Annotated in this window: 14 protein-coding genes and 1 pseudogene; 6 read left to right on the forward strand and 9 right to left on the reverse strand. The window is 60.9% G+C overall.

The features are described 5' to 3' along the window. Positions 1 to 138 precede the first annotated feature (138 nt). A complete protein-coding gene (locus AC0J41_RS02980; protein WP_473014523.1) occupies positions 139 to 1,038 on the forward strand; it encodes a DMT family transporter in 900 nt (299 codons plus the stop codon). A 24-nt stretch (positions 1,039 to 1,062) separates the two neighbouring features. Here the strand turns inward: AC0J41_RS02980 and AC0J41_RS02985 are convergent, their stop codons facing one another. From AC0J41_RS02985 to AC0J41_RS03000, 4 genes and pseudogenes are all read right to left on the reverse strand, one after another. Next, on the reverse strand, positions 1,063 to 1,572 hold the full coding sequence (locus AC0J41_RS02985; protein WP_473014524.1) for a DUF2165 family protein: 510 nt from the start codon (positions 1,570 to 1,572) through the stop codon (positions 1,063 to 1,065). 157 nt (positions 1,573 to 1,729) lie between these two features. Further along, on the reverse strand, positions 1,730 to 2,704 hold the full coding sequence (locus AC0J41_RS02990; protein ID WP_473014525.1) for a 2-hydroxyacid dehydrogenase: 975 nt from the start codon (positions 2,702 to 2,704) through the stop codon (positions 1,730 to 1,732). Between the two features lie 802 nt (positions 2,705 to 3,506). Then, a pseudogene (locus AC0J41_RS02995) lies at positions 3,507 to 3,864 on the reverse strand (DUF6124 family protein). A gap of 390 nt (positions 3,865 to 4,254) precedes the next feature. After that, the gene (locus AC0J41_RS03000; protein WP_025112118.1) at positions 4,255 to 5,223 is read right to left on the reverse strand and encodes a LysR family transcriptional regulator; all 969 of its coding nucleotides are present in this window, start codon (positions 5,221 to 5,223) and stop codon (positions 4,255 to 4,257) included. A 274-nt stretch (positions 5,224 to 5,497) separates the two neighbouring features. Here AC0J41_RS03000 and AC0J41_RS03005 point away from each other — a divergent pair, with 274 nt between their 5' ends. From AC0J41_RS03005 to AC0J41_RS03020, 4 genes are all read left to right on the forward strand, one after another. Next, positions 5,498 to 6,997 carry an efflux transporter outer membrane subunit gene (locus tag AC0J41_RS03005; RefSeq protein WP_473014526.1) on the forward strand — a complete coding sequence of 500 codons (1,500 nt, stop codon included), beginning with the start codon at positions 5,498 to 5,500 and terminating at the stop codon, positions 6,995 to 6,997. Between the two features lie 139 nt (positions 6,998 to 7,136). Beyond that, positions 7,137 to 9,329: an FUSC family protein gene (locus tag AC0J41_RS03010; protein WP_473014527.1), complete on the forward strand. Its 2,193-nt coding sequence runs from the start codon at positions 7,137 to 7,139 to the stop codon at positions 9,327 to 9,329. Then, complete coding sequence (locus tag AC0J41_RS03015; RefSeq protein WP_003221811.1) at positions 9,319 to 9,519, forward strand: DUF1656 domain-containing protein; 201 nt, start codon at positions 9,319 to 9,321, stop codon at positions 9,517 to 9,519. The genes AC0J41_RS03010 and AC0J41_RS03015 overlap by 11 nt, the downstream gene beginning before the upstream one ends. Before the next feature lie 25 nt (positions 9,520 to 9,544). Further along, complete coding sequence (locus AC0J41_RS03020; RefSeq protein WP_473014528.1) at positions 9,545 to 10,411, forward strand: efflux RND transporter periplasmic adaptor subunit; 867 nt, start codon at positions 9,545 to 9,547, stop codon at positions 10,409 to 10,411. A gap of 128 nt (positions 10,412 to 10,539) precedes the next feature. Here the strand turns inward: AC0J41_RS03020 and AC0J41_RS03025 are convergent, their stop codons facing one another. Both AC0J41_RS03025 and AC0J41_RS03030 read right to left on the reverse strand, forming a co-directional pair. Next, on the reverse strand, positions 10,540 to 10,938 hold the full coding sequence (locus AC0J41_RS03025; RefSeq protein WP_025112122.1) for a DUF4440 domain-containing protein: 399 nt from the start codon (positions 10,936 to 10,938) through the stop codon (positions 10,540 to 10,542). Continuing rightward, positions 10,935 to 12,305, reverse strand: a complete 1,371-nt coding sequence (locus tag AC0J41_RS03030; protein ID WP_025112123.1) for an MFS transporter — start codon at positions 12,303 to 12,305, stop codon at positions 10,935 to 10,937. The genes AC0J41_RS03025 and AC0J41_RS03030 overlap by 4 nt, the downstream gene beginning before the upstream one ends. Positions 12,306 to 12,414: 109 nt before the next feature. Between AC0J41_RS03030 and AC0J41_RS03035 the strand changes: the two genes are divergently transcribed. Beyond that, the gene (locus AC0J41_RS03035) at positions 12,415 to 13,302 is read left to right on the forward strand and encodes a LysR family transcriptional regulator (RefSeq protein WP_473015967.1); all 888 of its coding nucleotides are present in this window, start codon (positions 12,415 to 12,417) and stop codon (positions 13,300 to 13,302) included. A gap of 21 nt (positions 13,303 to 13,323) precedes the next feature. Here the strand turns inward: AC0J41_RS03035 and AC0J41_RS03040 are convergent, their stop codons facing one another. The 3 genes from AC0J41_RS03040 to AC0J41_RS03050 all read right to left on the reverse strand — a co-directional run bounded on the left by AC0J41_RS03040 (position 13,324) and on the right by AC0J41_RS03050 (position 15,888). After that, positions 13,324 to 14,322 (reverse strand): SEL1-like repeat protein, encoded by a 999-nt coding sequence (locus tag AC0J41_RS03040; RefSeq protein WP_473014529.1) that lies wholly within the window; start codon positions 14,320 to 14,322, stop codon positions 13,324 to 13,326. Positions 14,323 to 14,562: 240 nt separating this feature from the next. After that, the gene (locus AC0J41_RS03045) at positions 14,563 to 15,387 is read right to left on the reverse strand and encodes an SDR family oxidoreductase (RefSeq protein WP_473014530.1); all 825 of its coding nucleotides are present in this window, start codon (positions 15,385 to 15,387) and stop codon (positions 14,563 to 14,565) included. Between the two features lie 36 nt (positions 15,388 to 15,423). Further along, positions 15,424 to 15,888: a hypothetical protein gene (locus tag AC0J41_RS03050; RefSeq protein ID WP_025112126.1), complete on the reverse strand. Its 465-nt coding sequence runs from the start codon at positions 15,886 to 15,888 to the stop codon at positions 15,424 to 15,426. Between the last annotated feature and the right edge of the window lie 211 nt (positions 15,889 to 16,099).

Genomic DNA, 16,099 nt, shown 5'->3' on the forward strand with positions numbered 1-16,099 from the left:
GTTCGTTTCTCTCCAACGCCTTGCATCCTACTCCGTAGCCTTCGCGCTGCCGACCTGTCGGGCAACAAAAGCGCAAGATTTTGCAAGCGAGGCCTGGAGGGGGGGCGGACACTGAAAGCCAATTGAGGAGTGTGCGCCATGAACCTTTCGCTGTATCTGCTGACCGTGCTGATCTGGGGTACCACCTGGATTGCCCTGAAATGGCAATTGGGGGTGGTGGCGATTCCTGTGTCGATCGTCTATCGCTTCGGCCTCGCCGCGCTGGTGTTGTTCGTGGTGTTGCTGCTCAGCCGCCGGCTGCAACCGATGAACCGCCGTGGCCATCTGATTTGCGTGGCACAGGGCTTGTGCCTGTTCTGCGTCAACTTCATGTGTTTCCTCACGGCCAGCCAGTGGATTCCCAGCGGTCTGGTGGCGGTGGTGTTTTCCACGGCCACGTTGTGGAACGCGCTCAACGCACGGGTGTTCTTCGGCCAGCGCATTGCGCGCAACGTGCTGATGGGCGGCGCGCTCGGTTTGTTCGGTCTGGGCATGTTGTTCTGGCCGGAACTGGCCGGCCATCACGCCAGCCCGCAGACCTTGCTCGGTCTTGGTCTGGCGCTGTGCGGCACGCTGTGTTTCTCGGCGGGCAACATGCTGTCGAGCCTGCAGCAGAAAGCCGGTCTGAAACCCCTGACCACCAACGCCTGGGGCATGGCCTATGGCGCGGCAATGTTGTCGGTGTGGTGTCTGGTCAAAGGCATTCCGTTCGACATGGACTGGTCGCCGCGTTACGTCGGCGCGCTGCTGTACCTGGTGATTCCGGGTTCTGTGATCGGCTTCACCGCGTACCTGACGCTGGTTGGGCGCATGGGGCCGGAGCGGGCAGCGTATTGCACGGTGTTGTTCCCGGTGGTGGCGCTGAACGTGTCGGCGTTTGCCGAAGGTTATCAGTGGACGGCGCCGGCGTTGCTTGGGTTGGTATTGGTGATGCTCGGCAATGTGTTGGTGTTTCGTAAGCCGCGCGCGGCGGTACTGACACACACCAAATTGGCGTGAATATTCAGTTGGAGCGTTAGTGCCTCAGCGCTCCACTTTGATTGCGATATAAATTAAAAGCGGGAATAAAAAATCAACAATATGCCGCGCCCAGTCCTTGGCGTTCCAGGTTTGCGAAGTGTCCATGTCGAACCATTCCACGCCGATGACTTGCAGGCAGATGTAATAAACAAACATTGCGATTAACAACCCGACAATCGAAAACCGCTTGGCTTCATGAAAGGCTTGTTCTGACGCGTTTATCTTGCGTAGAAGGTGGTAGGTGCCGATCAGGCAACAGGCGGTCCAGGTCACTTCCAGGGTGATGATGAACCAATAGATCCGGTGGTGCAGTATCGGTGATTCGATTGCCCGGTAACGGATGCCGGGGTTGGTCTGGGTGGTGTCCATGCTGAGAATGTGACCGACATATTCGTAGTTCGATGTGTAATCGGTGAAGTTGCTGTACATCACCAGCAAGCCGAAAAAACTTATGTAAGTCATCAGAATGACTTTGCTGTAGCGAATGATTTTCTGCGTGTTCAGGTTGTTCAAGGGTTTCTCCGGGGTGTTTATCGTGCTTTCGATAAGTCCGGAGAGTTTAATGTTTGGCGCTGGGCTTTTAGTTGTGACTTGAGTTGCAAGTTATGTAAACGCCTGACCCGCAATCGGGTTGAACGGGCAAGTGCCGATACAGCACTTGCCCGTTTTGTCAGCCGCGCCAGACTTGCGGATTGACCAGGTCTTGCGGGCGTTCGCCGAGCAGTGCGCTGCGCAGGTTGGCGAGGGCGCGGTTGGCCATGGCTTCGCGGGTTTCGTTTGTGGCCGAGCCGATGTGCGGCAATGTCACGGCGTTTTTCAGCTGGAACAGCGGCGATTCGGCCAGCGGTTCTTTTTCGTAGACATCCAGGCCTGCGCCGCGGATACGGTTGTTTTGCAGGGCTTCGATCAGCGCGGGTTCATCGACAACCGGACCACGGGAGATGTTGACCAGAATTGCGCCGGGCTTCATCAGGGCCAGTTCTCGGTGGCTGATCAGGTGGCGGGTCTTGTCGCTGAGCGGCACCACCAGGCAGACGAAGTCGGCTTCGGCGAGCAGTTGGTCGAGGCTGCGAAATTGCGCGCCGAGTTGTTGTTCCAGTTCGGTCTTGCGGCTGTTGCCGCTGTAGAGGATCGGCATGTTGAAGCCGAAATGGCCGCGGCGGGCGACGGCGGCGCCGATGTTGCCCATGCCGACGATGCCGAGGGTTTTGCCGTGGACGTCACAGCCGAACAGCGGTGCGCCGACGCTGGCTTGCCACTGGCCGGCCTTGGTCCAGGCGTCGAGTTCGGCGACGCGGCGGGCGCTGCTCATGATCAGGGCGAAGGCGAGGTCGGCGGTGCTTTCGGTGAGGACGTCGGGGGTGTTGGTGAGCATGATCCCGCGTTGATTGAAGTAGTCGAGGTCGTAGTTGTCGTAGCCGACGGAGACGCTGGAGACCACTTCGAGTCGGGTAGCGGTTTCGAGTTGGGTTTTGCCGAGTTTGCGGCCGACGCCGATGAGGCCGTGGGCGTGGGGGAGGGCTTCGTTGAATTGGGCGTTGATGTCGCCGTTTTTTGGGTTGGGGACGATGACGTCGAATTCTTGCTGGAGGCGTTCGATCATGGGGGGGGTGATGCGGCTGAAGGCCAGGACTGTTTTTTTCATTGGGCTGGGGCTCGGGCTTCGGGGCTTTATTGCCAAGCAAGCTAACATTTCTTTGGGGGGGTTGGCTTGTCTTGGCGGCCTCTGGGCCGACCATGTTCTTGGGGTTTTGGGTGTATATCCGTTGTTTCGGGGGTTGCGGCTGGCGGTTTCGCTCTTACAGCGAGTCACTTTTGCAGACGCCCAAAAGTAACCAAAACGCTGGGCCCCGGCGTTCGGCCCTCGCTTAGGCTCGGGTTCCTTCGTTGCGGGGTTCATCCGGGGGCATCGTCTACGGTTTGCTTCGCTGCACCTCCTCTCGATGTGTTTGGCTGCGCCAAACGGTCGCTGCGCTCCCACCCCCGGATAAACCCCTCCACTCAGCCTGCCGAAGGGGCCTGCAGATCAAGAGCTGCAGCCGAGCTAACGCTCATCCTGTTGAGTGGGGCGGCTTTGCCGCATGGAGGCGGCCTACGAGCCGACCAATCCCCCACTGAACACACCCATTCCCACTGTGGGAGCGAGCCTGCTCGCGAAGGCGGCCTACGAGCCGACCAATCCCCACCTGAACACACCCAGTCCAATTGTAGGAGTGAGCCTGCTCGCGATGGCGGCCTACGAGCCGACCACCCCCCAACTGAACACACCCAAATCCAATTGTAGGAGTGAGCCTGCTCGCGAAGGCGCCCTACGAGCCGACCACCCCCCAACTGAACACACCCCATTCCAACTGTGGGAGCGGGCTTGCTCGCGAAGGCGGTGTGTCATTCAACACAGATATTTGCTGATCCACCGCTCCCACAAGGGTTCACCTGTGTGCTGGGGATTAGCTGATTTCCACATTATCCAGCACCCGATTCACTGCCAGCTCCGCCAGCATGATGATCTGCTGGATGGCCAGAATTGTATGCCGCTGTGGCGGGTCGACATAGGCCGCAATGTCGCTGGCCATGATGCTCGCCGAGGCCAGTGATTCGCAGGCATGAACCTGCAGGCTTTCGTTATCCATTTCAGGGGCAACCTGAAACATCGTGCTGGGTTTGTGGAATTTGAGGGTGGTGGCGCAGGGTTTGAGGTAGTGATCCAGCGCACGCTCGGCGGCGTCGTGGAGTTTTTTTCGAGTCGAGGGATTCGTAGGGGGAGATGCAGTCCGTTTCGGGCGGATTGGGGGTGGGTTTGATCATGGTGAAACTCCATTCGGGATGTGGAGTTCGCCACGTACTGCGACCAAGCAATAGGGTGGCGAACCGTACGCAGGTTGGTCAACCAGGGAATGGAAACCCGGCAGGGCCAAGGCCCTCCCACGCACAGCTCGCCATGAAGCAAGCTTGAAAAGTGCGCCATTCTAAACCCGGACGACCAAGTCCGGTCGTTGATTCGTCAACGACCCCCTGAGCCTATCCACCCCACTTCCGACCCACAACCGTCAAAACCTGTCGGAAAACTCCCGTCAAATCACCGCTTTTGTAGGAGCCACCGTAGGCTGCGATTTTTGAGTTTTAAACAACCTGAGCAAAAGATCACAGCCTCGCCGCACTCCACAGTTCCTGCAGGGGCGCGGTCAGTGTTTAAGTTCAGTTGGCGACTCGTGCCCCCGCCAGACTCCCACTCAACTCATACGCCGCCAGTTCCGCCTGATGCGCCGCCAATATCTCTGGCAGCGAGCCACGCAAGTACTCAACCCAGGTTTTGATTTTTGCATCCAGGTATTGCCGTGACGGGTAGATCGCGTACAGGTTGAGTTCCTGCGAGCGGTAGTTCGGCATCATCCGTACCAGCGTGCCGTTGCGCAGGCCTTCGATGGCGGCGTAGACCGGCAGCACACCGACGCCCATGCCGCTGATGATCGCGGCTTTCATTGCGTCGGCGGAGTTCACCAGGAACGGCGAGCTGTTGATAGTCACCATTTCCTGGCCGTCCGGGCCGTTGAAGGCCCATTTTTCCAGGGGGATCACCGGGCTGACGAGGCGCAGGCAGGCGTGGTTCAGCAGGTCGCTGGGTTTTTGCGCGCAGCCGTTGGCTTTCACGTAGGCCGGCGAGGCGCAGACGATGCTGTAGGTGATGCCCAGGCGTTGCGAGACGAAACCCGAGTCCGGCAGTTCGCTGGCCAGCACGATGGACACGTCGTAGCCCTCGTCGAGCAGGTCCGGCACGCGGTTGGCCATGGTCAGGTCGAAGGTCACGTCCGGGTGGGTCTTGCGGTAGCGGGCGATGGCGTCGATCACGAAGTGCTGGCCGATGCCGGTCATGGTGTGCACTTTCAGCTGGCCGGCGGGGCGGGCGTGGGCTTCGCTGGCCTCGGCTTCGGCTTCTTCGACGTAGGCCAGGATCTGTTCGCAGCGCAGCAGGTAGCGCTTGCCGGCCTCGGTCAGGGCGATGCGCCGGGTCGTGCGATTGAGCAGGCGGGTTTGCAGGTGGGCTTCCAGGTTGGAGACCGCGCGCGAGACGTTGGCCGTGGTGGTGTCGAGTTGCACGGCGGCGGCGGTGAAACTGCCGGCTTCGGCCACACAACTGAAGGCGCGCATGTTTTGCAATGTGTCCATGGGGTGCTCTCAAGGGAGATGGCAAATTGTGACACGAAGTTTCAGGGGCTGAGACCCCCGACCAAGGGATTATCTCGTTAACGGTAACAAAGATTCACAGGAATCCCAGCTTATCGCCGTTCAGGGCGCCCCATAGAATTGCGCCGTTGTGGGAGCGGGCTTGCTCGCGAAAGCGATTTCATCTTCAACGCGGCGTCTTCTGACAGAGCGCTTTCGCGAGCAAGCCCGCTCCCACAGGGCCTCGGTTCTTCCCCTTTTTCAGGAATTCGCAGCTGTGCCGCGTCGCATCAACAGAGCGTTTTTGCCGCTCAGTGTTCTGGCTTTCACCCTGGGTCTCAGCGGCTGCATCGGTACCGAAGGAATTGCCCCGCAGGGCAAGGCGCTGGAGGCCAATACGCTGGCCACCGACGACGCCATTGCCCACGCTGCCAAAGACGCCCACTGGCCCACCGCGCAATGGTGGCAAGCCTACGGTGACCCGCAACTCAATCGCTGGATCGACCTCGCCGTGCAGGGCAGCCCGACCATGGCCATGGCCGCTGCGCGGGTGCGTCAGGCCAAAGCCATGGCCGGTGTCGCCGAGGCCGCCGAGTCGTTGCAGATCAATGGCGAGTCGACGCTCAAGCGCCATAACTGGCCGACCGATCAGTTCTACGGCCCCGGCGAGTTGGCCAACACCACCACCTGGGACAACAACGCCGCGCTGGGTTTCAGCTACGCCCTCGACCTTTGGGGCCGCGAAAGCAATGCCAGCGAGCGGGCGGTGGATCTGGCGCACATGAGCGCCGCCGAAGCGCGGCTGGCGCAGCTGGAATTGCAGAACAACATCGTGCGCGCCTACATCGAGCTGTCGCTGCATTACGCCCAGCGCGACATCGTCGCCGCGACGCTCAAGCAGCAACAGCAGATTCTTGATCTGGCGCAGAAACGTCTGAACGGCGGCATCGGTACACACTTCGAAGTCAGCCAGGCCGAAACGCCGTTGCCGGAAACCCATCGGCAGTTGGATGCGCTGGACGAAGAAATCGCCCTGAGCCGCAACCAGATCGCCGCCCTGGCCGGCAAAGGCCCGGGGGCGGGCGCGCAGTTGCAGCGACCGACCCTGGCGCTCAGTGCGGCGCTGAAACTGCCCTCGGCTTTGCCGGCCGATCTGCTCGGCCAGCGCCCCGATGTGGTCGCCAGTCGCTGGCAAGTCGCCGCGCAGGCCCGCGGCATCGACGTCGCGTACGCCGGTTTTTATCCCAATGTCGATCTGGTCGGCAGCCTCGGCTACATGGCGACCGGCGGCGGGGCGCTGGAGTTTCTGACCGGCAAGAAGCTCAACTACAACGTCGGCCCGGCGATCTCCTTGCCGATCTTCGACGGTGGGCGCTTGCGCAGCGAGTTGGGTGAAGCGTCTGCCGGGTATGACATCGCCGTGGCGCATTACAACCAGACGCTGGTCAATGCGCTGAAGAACATCTCGGACCAGTTGATCCGCCGCGAGTCGATGGACAAGCAGCAAGCCTTTGCCGCCGAGTCCGTGGCCACCGCACAGAAGACTTACGACATCGCGATGATCGCCTATCAGCGAGGCCTCACCGATTACCTCAACGTGCTCAATGCGCAGACCTTGCTGTTCAAGCAACAGCAGGTGCAGCAGCAGGTGCAGGCAGCGCGACTGAGTGCGCATGCCGAATTGGTGACCGCGCTGGGTGGTGGCCTCGGGGCTGGCAATGACGTGCCCACTGTCGAGCAAACCCAAGCGCCGAAAACCCCGGCTTTCCTGCGGTGAACACACAACCCCTGTGGGAGCGGGCTTGCTCGCGAAGAGGGAGTGTCAGGCAGCCCATTTGTTGTCTGACACAGCGCATTCGCGAGCAAGCCCGCTCCCACAGTTTCTCCGGTTCGATTGAATTTTTGAGCAAGACCAAATGACTCCCTTGCCCGCACCTTTACGCTGGCTCTACTCCCTGGAATGGCGTCGGGGCTTCTTTGACTGGGCGCGCAGCGACGGCGTGACCTGGGTCTATATCTTCAAGGTATTGCTCGCCGCGTTCCTCACGCTGTGGCTGGCGATGCGCCTGGAACTGCCGCAGCCGCGCACGGCGATGATCACCGTGTTCATCGTCATGCAGCCGCAGAGCGGCCATGTGTTTGCCAAGAGTTTCTATCGCTTCCTCGGCACCCTGGCCGGGTCGGCGATGATGGTCACGTTGATCGCGCTGTTTGCGCAGAACACTGAGCTGTTCCTTGGCTCGCTGGCCATCTGGGTCGGCATCTGCTCGGCCGGTGCAGCGCGCTGCCGTAACTTTCGCGCCTATGGTTTTGTCCTCGCCGGCTACACCGCGGCGATGGTCGGATTGCCGGCGCTGGCGCATCCGGACGGTGCGTTCATGGCCGCCGTGTGGCGAGTGCTGGAGATCTCGCTGGGGATTCTCTGCTCGACCGTGGTCAGTGCCGCGATCCTGCCGCAAACCGCCAGTGCGGCGATGCGCAACGCCTTGTATCAGCGTTTTGGCGTGTTTGCCTTGTTCGTCACCGATGGCCTGCGCGGGCGCAGCAAGGCCGATGCGTTCGAGGCCAGCAACGTACGCTTCATTGCCGAAGCGGTGGGCCTGGAAGGGCTGCGCAGCGTGACCGTGTTCGAAGACCCGCACATGCGTCGGCGCAATGGTCGCCTGAGTCGCTTGAACAGCGAGTTCATGGGCATCACCACGCGCTTCAACGCCTTGCATCAGTTGCTTGAACGTCTGCGTGGCAATGGCGAAGAACATGTGGTGGCTGCGATCAGGCCGGGCCTGCAGGATCTGGCCGAAGTGCTCGACGGTTTCAGTGGCCGCGCCCTGACCAGCCCGGACGCTGCGCGTCTGGCGACTGCGTTGGCTACCTACAAGGAAGGTTTGCCGGCGCGGGTGCGCAGCCTGCGCACGACCTTCCAGGAAACCGCTCCGAGTGAAGCCGAGCAACTGGATTTTCACACCGCGTACGAGCTGCTCTATCGCTTCGTCGACGACCTGCACAGTTATGCACAGACCCACGCCTCGCTGGCCGATCACAGCCATGAGCGCGAGCGCTGGGACGAGCCGTTCACTCCGCAAACCAACTGGTGGGCCGCCGCTGCCTCGGGCATTCGTGCCTCGTTCATCCTGATCGTGCTCGGTAGTTACTGGGTCGCCACCGCGTGGCCGAGCGGCGCGACCATGACCCTGATCGCCGCTGCCACCGTGGGCCTGTCCGCCGCCACGCCGAACCCCAAACGCATGGCTTTTCAAATGGCCTGCGGGACTTTCCTCGGGGCGCTGATCGGCTTCGTCGAGATGTTCTTCATCTTCCCGTGGATCGATGGTTTTCCGCTGCTGTGCGTGATGCTTGCGCCGGTAATCGTGCTCGGTTCGTTCCTCGCTTCGCGGCCGCAATACGCCGGGGTCGGTCTGGGGCTGCTGATCTTCTTCAGCACAGGTTCAGTGCCGGACAACCTGACCATCTACAACCCCTACACCTTCATCAACGACTACATCGCCATGGTCATGGGCATGTTGGTCTGCGCGGCGGCAGGGGCGATCATTTTGCCGCCGAACAGTCGCTGGTTGTGGAAGCGTCTGGAGCAGGATCTGCGCGGCCAGGTGGTGTACGCGATCAGCGGCAAACTCAAGGGCCTGGCGTCGAGTTTCGAGAGCCGCACCCGCGACCTGCTGCATCAGGCCTACGGTCTCGCCGCCGGTCAGCCGACTGTGCAAAAGAACCTGCTGCGCTGGATGTTCGTGGTCCTTGAAGTCGGCCACGCAATCATCGAGTTGCGCAAGGAACAGGCGATTCTCCCGGTGCACCCGGCGTATGCCGAATCGCAGCCATGGCGTCAGGCGATTCGCGTGATGGGCCGCGCGCTGGTGCGGCTGTTCCTGCAGCCTAACCAGAGCAATCTGGAGCGCGCACTGGTGGCGGTCGATCACGCGATCAGTCGGGTCGCCGCGACCGACGAGCCGTTCGCGCCGCACTTCGACACCTCGGCCCTGCGCCGGGTGAAGAGCTACCTGCACTTCATCCGCACCTCGTTGCTCGACCCGCAATCACCGCTCGCTGCCTACGCAATCGCCAAGCCCGAAGGACTTGCCCATGCCTCGTGAAATCGCCTTCCACGGCGTGTATATGCCGACCATGACCCTGATGTTTTTCGTCGCTGCAGCACTGGCCTGGGCGCTTGACCGGTTCCTCTCGGGGTTCGATCTGTACCGCTTCTTCTGGCACCCGGCGCTGCTGCGCCTGAGCCTGTTTACCTGTCTGTTCGGCGCCATGGCGCTGACTGTTTACCGTTGACTCTCTATCTCTGAAGAAGGTCCTGATGAAAAAGTTTTTCAGCCTGCTCGCGACCCTGCTGGTGCTGGCCCTGGCGCTGTGGATCGGCCGCACGTTGTGGGAGCATTACATGAACACGCCGTGGACCCGCGACGGCCGCGTGCGCGCCGACATCATCAACGTCGCGGCCGACGTCACCGGTGAAGTCATCGATGTGCCGGTGCGCGACAACCAGTTGGTGAAGAAGGGCGATTTGCTCATGCAGATCGACCCCGAGCATTACCGCATCGCGGTCAAACAGGCTCAGTCGCTGGTCGCTTCGCGCAAGTCGACGTGGGAGATGCGCAAGGTCAACGCGCATCGCCGCGCCGATCTGGACAACCTGGTGATCTCCAAGGAGAACCGCGACGACGCCAGCAACATCGCCGACGCCGCGCTGGCCGATTACCAACACGCGCAAGCACAACTGGAAGCCGCCGAACTCAACCTCAAACGCACCGAAGTGCGCGCGGCAGTGGACGGCTACGTGACCAACCTCAACGTGCATCGCGGCGACTATGCGCGCATCGGCGAGGCGAAAATGGCGGTGGTCAACATGAACTCGTTCTGGGTTTACGGCTTCTTCGAAGAGACCAAACTGCCGCACGTGCGTGTAGGCGATAAGGCCGACATGCAACTGATGAGTGGCGAAGTGTTGAAGGGGCATGTGGAGAGTATTTCCCGCGGCATTTACGACCGCGACAACCCGGAAAGCCGCGAGCTGATCGCCGATGTGAACCCGACGTTCAACTGGGTACGCCTGGCGCAGCGAGTGCCGGTGCGCATTCACATTGATGAAGTGCCGCAGGGTGTGCTGTTGGCGGCGGGGATTACCTGCACCGTGGTGGTGAAGCAGGACACTGTGGATAACTGACGGACCGTGTGGCTGCCATCGCGAGCAGGCTCACTCCCACATTTGATTTGTGTCGTTTACAAAACCCGTGTGGGCGCGAGCCTGCTCGCGAAGAGGGCAACGCGCTCTGTCATGAAGATAGCGAACCGTCATTCACCACAAAACGTCTCCTGCAAATGCCGCCAGAGCACCCGCCCGGCCTCGCTCTTTTCAAACACCACCGTCGAACGCCGATCCGTGTGCAACCCATTCGCGTCCGTCTGCTGCTCGCGGTAACTCAACGTCGCGCCGTGCGCATGCAGCGCAATTGCGCGCAGCTCACTGAGCTCGATCCTGAAGCCTGTTCTCTTCCCGCCCGCCGCTTGAAACAGTGCGCGCAAAGCGCCGATATCCAGCACCCGGCCGAGCGGCGTGACCATGGAAAAATCCGCCGAGAACCGGCTCAGCAAGCGCTCCAGTTCGGCTGAGTCCTGCTCCACGGCAAACCATTGTTCGATGGCCTCGTGCGCGTGGATCACTTCGTCAAAATATTGTTGGTTGTCCGTCATGTGGATTTTTCCTGAAGGGGAGGTGAGCTCAGCAGTGCGAGCACGTGGGTGGCGTCGAAGCGCAACACGGCGGCCATCGGCAACAACGTGAGCAGCGCTGCGGCGAGGAAGCAGTAGCGGAAACCGTCGCCGCCCAATGCCCCCAGCAATGAGCTGAGCAGCGCCGCGCCGAGGCAGAAACCGAGCTGACGATTGATGTTCCAGAGGGCGCTGGAGTGGCCCATTTTTTCCGGGGTCATGCCGACAAACGCCAGGGTCTGTGCAGTCACGCTGCACAGGCTGCCGCCCAGTCCCATCAGGGCGTAGGCGATGATCAGCGGCGCTGCAGCGGGCTGTTCGATGCGCATCAGCATGACAATCCCCAAGCATTGCAGGAGCATGCCGGTGATCAGCAACGGTTTGGGGCCAGTGCGATTGAAACTGCGTTTGCCGAGCATGATCGCCACGCCCGAGGCGGCGGCCCAGGACAGCATCAGCGCGCCGGTTTGCGCGGCGCCGAAGCCGAGGTCGTGCAGGTACAACACGGCAATCATGTTGGTGCCGGTAAAGACCCCGGGCACAAACAGGTAGATCAGCATCGCCAGGCGCAGCGACGGGCTCTTGAGCAGTTGCAGGTCGAGGACAGCGTCGGGTTTGCGCCAGCCATCGCGCAGGTACAGCCATAGGGTCAAGGCGCCGAGCAACAGGACGCCACCGGCGAGGTGACGGGTAGCGGCGGCGCTCGCCAGGCTCACGGCAATCAGTAACAGACTCAGGGCTGAGACCGCCAGCAGCAGGCCGCGCAGGTCCAGCGTCGGGCGTTCTGTGCTGGGCTGATCCGCTTTCAACCAGAGCAGGCCCAAGGCAAACGCCAGCAGCGCCAGTGGCAGGTTCAGGTAGAAAATCCAGCGCCACGACAAGGCCTCGACGATCAGCCCGCCCGCTGCCGGCGACAGGGCCGGGACCATCAGCGCGACCATCAACACCACCCCGGTCAGGTGCGCCCGCTGTGCCGCCGGAAATTGTCGATACGCCAGGGCCTGACCGACCGGCAGCAACAAGCCGCCACCGAGCCCTTGCAGCAGGCGCCAGCCGATCAGACTTTCAATCGACCCGGCCTGTGCCACCAGGCCCGAGGCGATCCCGAACAGCAGCAGTGAACTCAGGATCAACCGACGCTCGCCCAACCGTGCAGCCAGCCACACGCTCATCGGAATGATCAGCGTCAGCCCGAGCATGTAGGCGTTGGTGATCCACGCCAGTTGCGTCACCGAGGCGTGCAACTCCCGCGCGATGTCCGGGTAGGCAATGCTGGCGGCGAACATGTTCAGCAGGTCGAGGGCGAACCCGAACAAATACACCAGCGCGACTTTCGAGCGATAGGCCATGGCAGCTTCCCTGTGATGAAGCGTGCAGGTTAGGGCGCTGGAGACGTTAGGAAAACGCTGGTTTGCCTGCTAGTTTGTCAAAATAATTTTGACAAGGAGTGCCGTGACGATGGTCAGCCTGGACCGTTTTGACACGTTCAAAGCCGTGGTGGAGGCTGGGTCATTGACCGCCGCCGCTGACACCCTGGGGCAGACCCGGGCGGTGGTGAGCTTCAACCTCAAGCGGCTGGAAGAGGAATTGGGCGTCACGCTGCTCACGCGCAACACCCGGCAACTGGCCCTGACCGATGCCGGCGAGCGTTTTTATCGCCGCTGTTTGCGCACTCTCGATGAAGCGCGTCTGGCGATCGAGGAGGCCCGTTCCGAGCACTCGCAACTCAAGGGCACGTTGCGCATCACCACCACCGTGGAATTCGCATTGGCTCAGGTGGTGCCGGCGCTGGAGGTGTTTCGCCAGCAACAGCCACAACTGAACATTCACCTGTCGACGTCCTCGACCCATGCCGATCTGATCTCCGAACGCTTCGACATGGCGATCCGCCTGGGACGCATGCACGACTCCAATCTGCGGGCGGTGCAGTTGTCGACGTTCGAAGTGTTTGCGGTGGCGGCGCCAGGGTTGGTCGAGCGCTTCACGCCGGTTGTCACGCTGGCAACGCTGGAGTCGATGCCGACCCTGGGCCACGGACGAGTGCCGGAAATGACGGTCACCGACCCGGCCGGCTCCGAGCATCTCTACCAGCCGAAACCGGGCACCACCGCCATCGTTGCCGACAACTCAGCGACCCTGCGGGCCTTTGCGTTGACCGGGCAGGGCGTTGCGATTCTGCCGCAGTGGTTGATTCAGGAAGACTTGGACGCCGGGCGGTTACAGCGCTTGTTGCCGGACTTTCGCTTCGCCCAGCAAGGGGTTTATGCGCTGTACCCGGACACCCGGCACCTGCCACTGAAGGTGCGGGCGTTCATTGATTTCATGAAGGAGTGGGGTCAGTTGTGAGCCTGCTCGCAATAAGGACGATCAGTAGAACTTGTTAACCACTAGCAGACCGGACTCGATGATTTCGTCAACAGATAACGCTTCATCTTCCATGAGGCTGACGATCCTTTGGTCTTTCGCGATGTTTGCGCCGGGTAATTTCAGCTGAGCGGCCCGATTGATCACGATGTAGCCGATCACATGATCGGGGCCTTTAGTGAACGGCAATTCCATGGCTTGAAGAGTCGCCTGTTTTACGTAGTCGTAGCGCTCGGCAGATGAAAGGCCTTTGAACGTATCCGGATAGTTTTGATAGACCTGAGCGGAGTAGCGAGCTACGTCTTCCTCCCGTTCCTCGGCTTGCATGGCTGCCTTGCTAGTGACCTGAGCGGCAAGTTCTGCGAAGCGCTTTTCACCCTCTGCAATCTGCATCGGGGTCATTCGGGTTTTGAGCGCGTCAGCGGCCTGGGCGTCATCTGCATTGGCCATAACTCTGGTCCAGGCATAGGCATCAGTCAGGTTGCCCCGTTCTTTGTATTGTTTGATCAACTCCTTTTGGGCTTCGGGATAACCGTGCAACGAAGAACGTTCCAGCCAGCGAAGGGCGATTGCGGGGTCTTTTTTTACTCCATAGGTGCCATACTCGAACACCTCGTATATACCGTACTCTGCGCACCAGTCATTTTTCATCGCCGCGTAAGCCGTGTAGTTGAAGGCTGTGGTACTGCTTTGATCGCTGGTTAGATCGTCCTCCTCGTGAACCATTCTGGAGAGATAGCAAAACGCGCGAGGGTATTTGGGCGCAGCCATGACCAAGCAGGCTTTGGCTTTTTTATATTCTCGGTCTTCGTACATCAGCAGACCTGTGCCAAACAGAATGTCGCTGCTCATTTGCATGTTGCAGTACTCGTTGGCAGTAACTTTCGGCAAAACGCTCTGCTGGGTCAGTTTCGGTAGTGTGTCGTTGAGGGACGGTTCCTGAATGACGCAACCGGACAGCACCGTGAGCAATGCGAGAGGCAGTACATAAGAGACTTTCAAACGGATTTCCTGATCTGGATGGGAGCTTATGAACAGGGCTCGCGTCAGGCAGGTCAACAAAGCAGCGACCGTTCCGGGAGGGAACAGTCGAGAGAGGGGAGATAAATGTTCAGCAGATCCCTTGCCTGAAAGCTTGCCCCGGCGACTCCATGCGCTAGCGGGTTCACTTGACGCATCGGACGCTTCAAGTGCGGGGCATTCTACGTGGATCGACCGGTTTGGCAATTTCACTGCTTGCAATCAAAGTTGTCCGCGCAACCCGAAGCGCTTCATCAACGTCGATTCCAGCAATCCTTTCGGCAGCAAGGTTGCGAGCAACGGCAACGCCCGGCTGCCATTACCAATGCGGATCAGGCGTGGCGGCTTGTCCTGCTGCACAGCCTTGAGTAGCTCGGCGGCAAATTCGCTGGCCGGTGTGGGTTTGTCCTGCGAAGCCTTGGCCCGCGCCCGAATGCCTTCACGCAACGGAAACCACGGCGATTGTTCGTTGATCAATTGCTCGGCCTCCTGCCCGGCATTCTTGGCGAAGCTGGACTGAATCGCTCCGGGCTGCACTTCCATCACGCGAATGCCGAACGGTGCGAGTTCCATGCGCAACGCATCGCTCAGCGCATGCACCGCCGCTTTCGACGCGCAATACGCGCCAGCGAATGGCGTGACCAGAACACCGGAAACGCTGCCGACATTCACCACCAATCCCTTGGCCCGGCGCAGCACCGGGAACAGCGCTCGGGTCACGCCGACGATCGAAAACACGTTGGTTTCGAACTGGCGCTGCATGGCCGGTACGCCGCCATCGAGCAACGGCCCCATGGCGCCGTAACCGGCGTTGTTGATCAGCACGTCGAGGCCGCCGTGTTGCTGGTTGATTCGCTCGGCGAGTTGCTCCAGCGCTGCGTTGTCATTGACGTCGAGCTGCACGGCGGTGAATCCGGCGGTGGCGAGTGCGGTGACATCTTCAGCCCTGCGCGCACTGGCCCAGACCTCAAAACCGGCCGACTTGAATGCATCGGCGAGGGCGCGGCCGATGCCGCTGGAACAACCGGTGATCAACGCAACGGGCATGGCGCATTCCTTGTGCAAAAAAGTGGGGGAAGGGGATCAGTCGGAGAAACTGCCCTGCAAACGCTCGGCGCGGAACTCCAGGGTTTGCGGACGATAACCGGCGCGCAGCGGTGGCAGGGGCAGGCAATCTTCCCAGTTGCCACCGGCCTGCAATTCACCGGGGCCACGATAGCGTGGGGCGGTGTATTGGTTGTCGGCCAGATTGACCGTGTCACCCGGTGCATAGGCTGCGATGCGCCAGCGCAGTTCGGTCAGCGGGACGTCGTTGCCGTTTTTCATTTTCAGTTGCAGCGGGCGATCCGCGGGGCAGTGTTCAGGCGCGTAGGCAATGCGCATCTCCAGACGCGCCAGTTGCTTGAGCTCGCGGTTGTCCAGCCACACCACCCAGACCGCCACCAGCCCCAGGCCAACAGCGGCGGCCACCGACACCGGTACAGCCTTGGCCGGATAGCGCAGCAACAGAATCAGCCAGGTGATGACCAGCAAAACGCCGATGAACATGTCGCACAACCTCGCAGGGATAGAGGGGCATCCTACCTAAGCGTAGGTGAGGTTGGCGATGGGCAGGATTTCTGTGGTGAATGTGAAGACGCCTTCGCGAGCAAGCCCGCTCCCACAGGGATGGGGGCAGATCACAAAATCGAGCCATGCCTCGGCCCACTGTGGGAGCGGGCTTGCTCGCGAAGAGGCCAGTACCGACACCGCAGATCCC

The organism is Pseudomonas sp. Arb-4-2C, assembly GCF_055755015.1.

What these genes read in the sequence shown, in the direction of transcription:
- AC0J41_RS02980 (WP_473014523.1), top strand. Translation starts at nt 139, where the DNA reads ATGAACCTTTCGCTGTATCTGCTGACCGTGCTGATCTGGGGTACCACC.
- AC0J41_RS02990 (WP_473014525.1), bottom strand. Translation starts at nt 2,704, where the DNA reads ATGAAAAAAACAGTCCTGGCCTTCAGCCGCATCACCCCCCCCATGATC.
- AC0J41_RS03000 (WP_025112118.1), bottom strand. Translation starts at nt 5,223, where the DNA reads ATGGACACATTGCAAAACATGCGCGCCTTCAGTTGTGTGGCCGAAGCC.
- AC0J41_RS03010 (WP_473014527.1), top strand. Translation starts at nt 7,137, where the DNA reads ATGACTCCCTTGCCCGCACCTTTACGCTGGCTCTACTCCCTGGAATGG.
- AC0J41_RS03015 (WP_003221811.1), top strand. Translation starts at nt 9,319, where the DNA reads ATGCCTCGTGAAATCGCCTTCCACGGCGTGTATATGCCGACCATGACC.
- AC0J41_RS03020 (WP_473014528.1), top strand. Translation starts at nt 9,545, where the DNA reads ATGAAAAAGTTTTTCAGCCTGCTCGCGACCCTGCTGGTGCTGGCCCTG.
- AC0J41_RS03025 (WP_025112122.1), bottom strand. Translation starts at nt 10,938, where the DNA reads ATGACGGACAACCAACAATATTTTGACGAAGTGATCCACGCGCACGAG.
- AC0J41_RS03030 (WP_025112123.1), bottom strand. Translation starts at nt 12,305, where the DNA reads ATGGCCTATCGCTCGAAAGTCGCGCTGGTGTATTTGTTCGGGTTCGCC.
- AC0J41_RS03035 (WP_473015967.1), top strand. Translation starts at nt 12,415, where the DNA reads ATGGTCAGCCTGGACCGTTTTGACACGTTCAAAGCCGTGGTGGAGGCT.
- AC0J41_RS03045 (WP_473014530.1), bottom strand. Translation starts at nt 15,387, where the DNA reads ATGCCCGTTGCGTTGATCACCGGTTGTTCCAGCGGCATCGGCCGCGCC.
- AC0J41_RS03050 (WP_025112126.1), bottom strand. Translation starts at nt 15,888, where the DNA reads ATGTTCATCGGCGTTTTGCTGGTCATCACCTGGCTGATTCTGTTGCTG.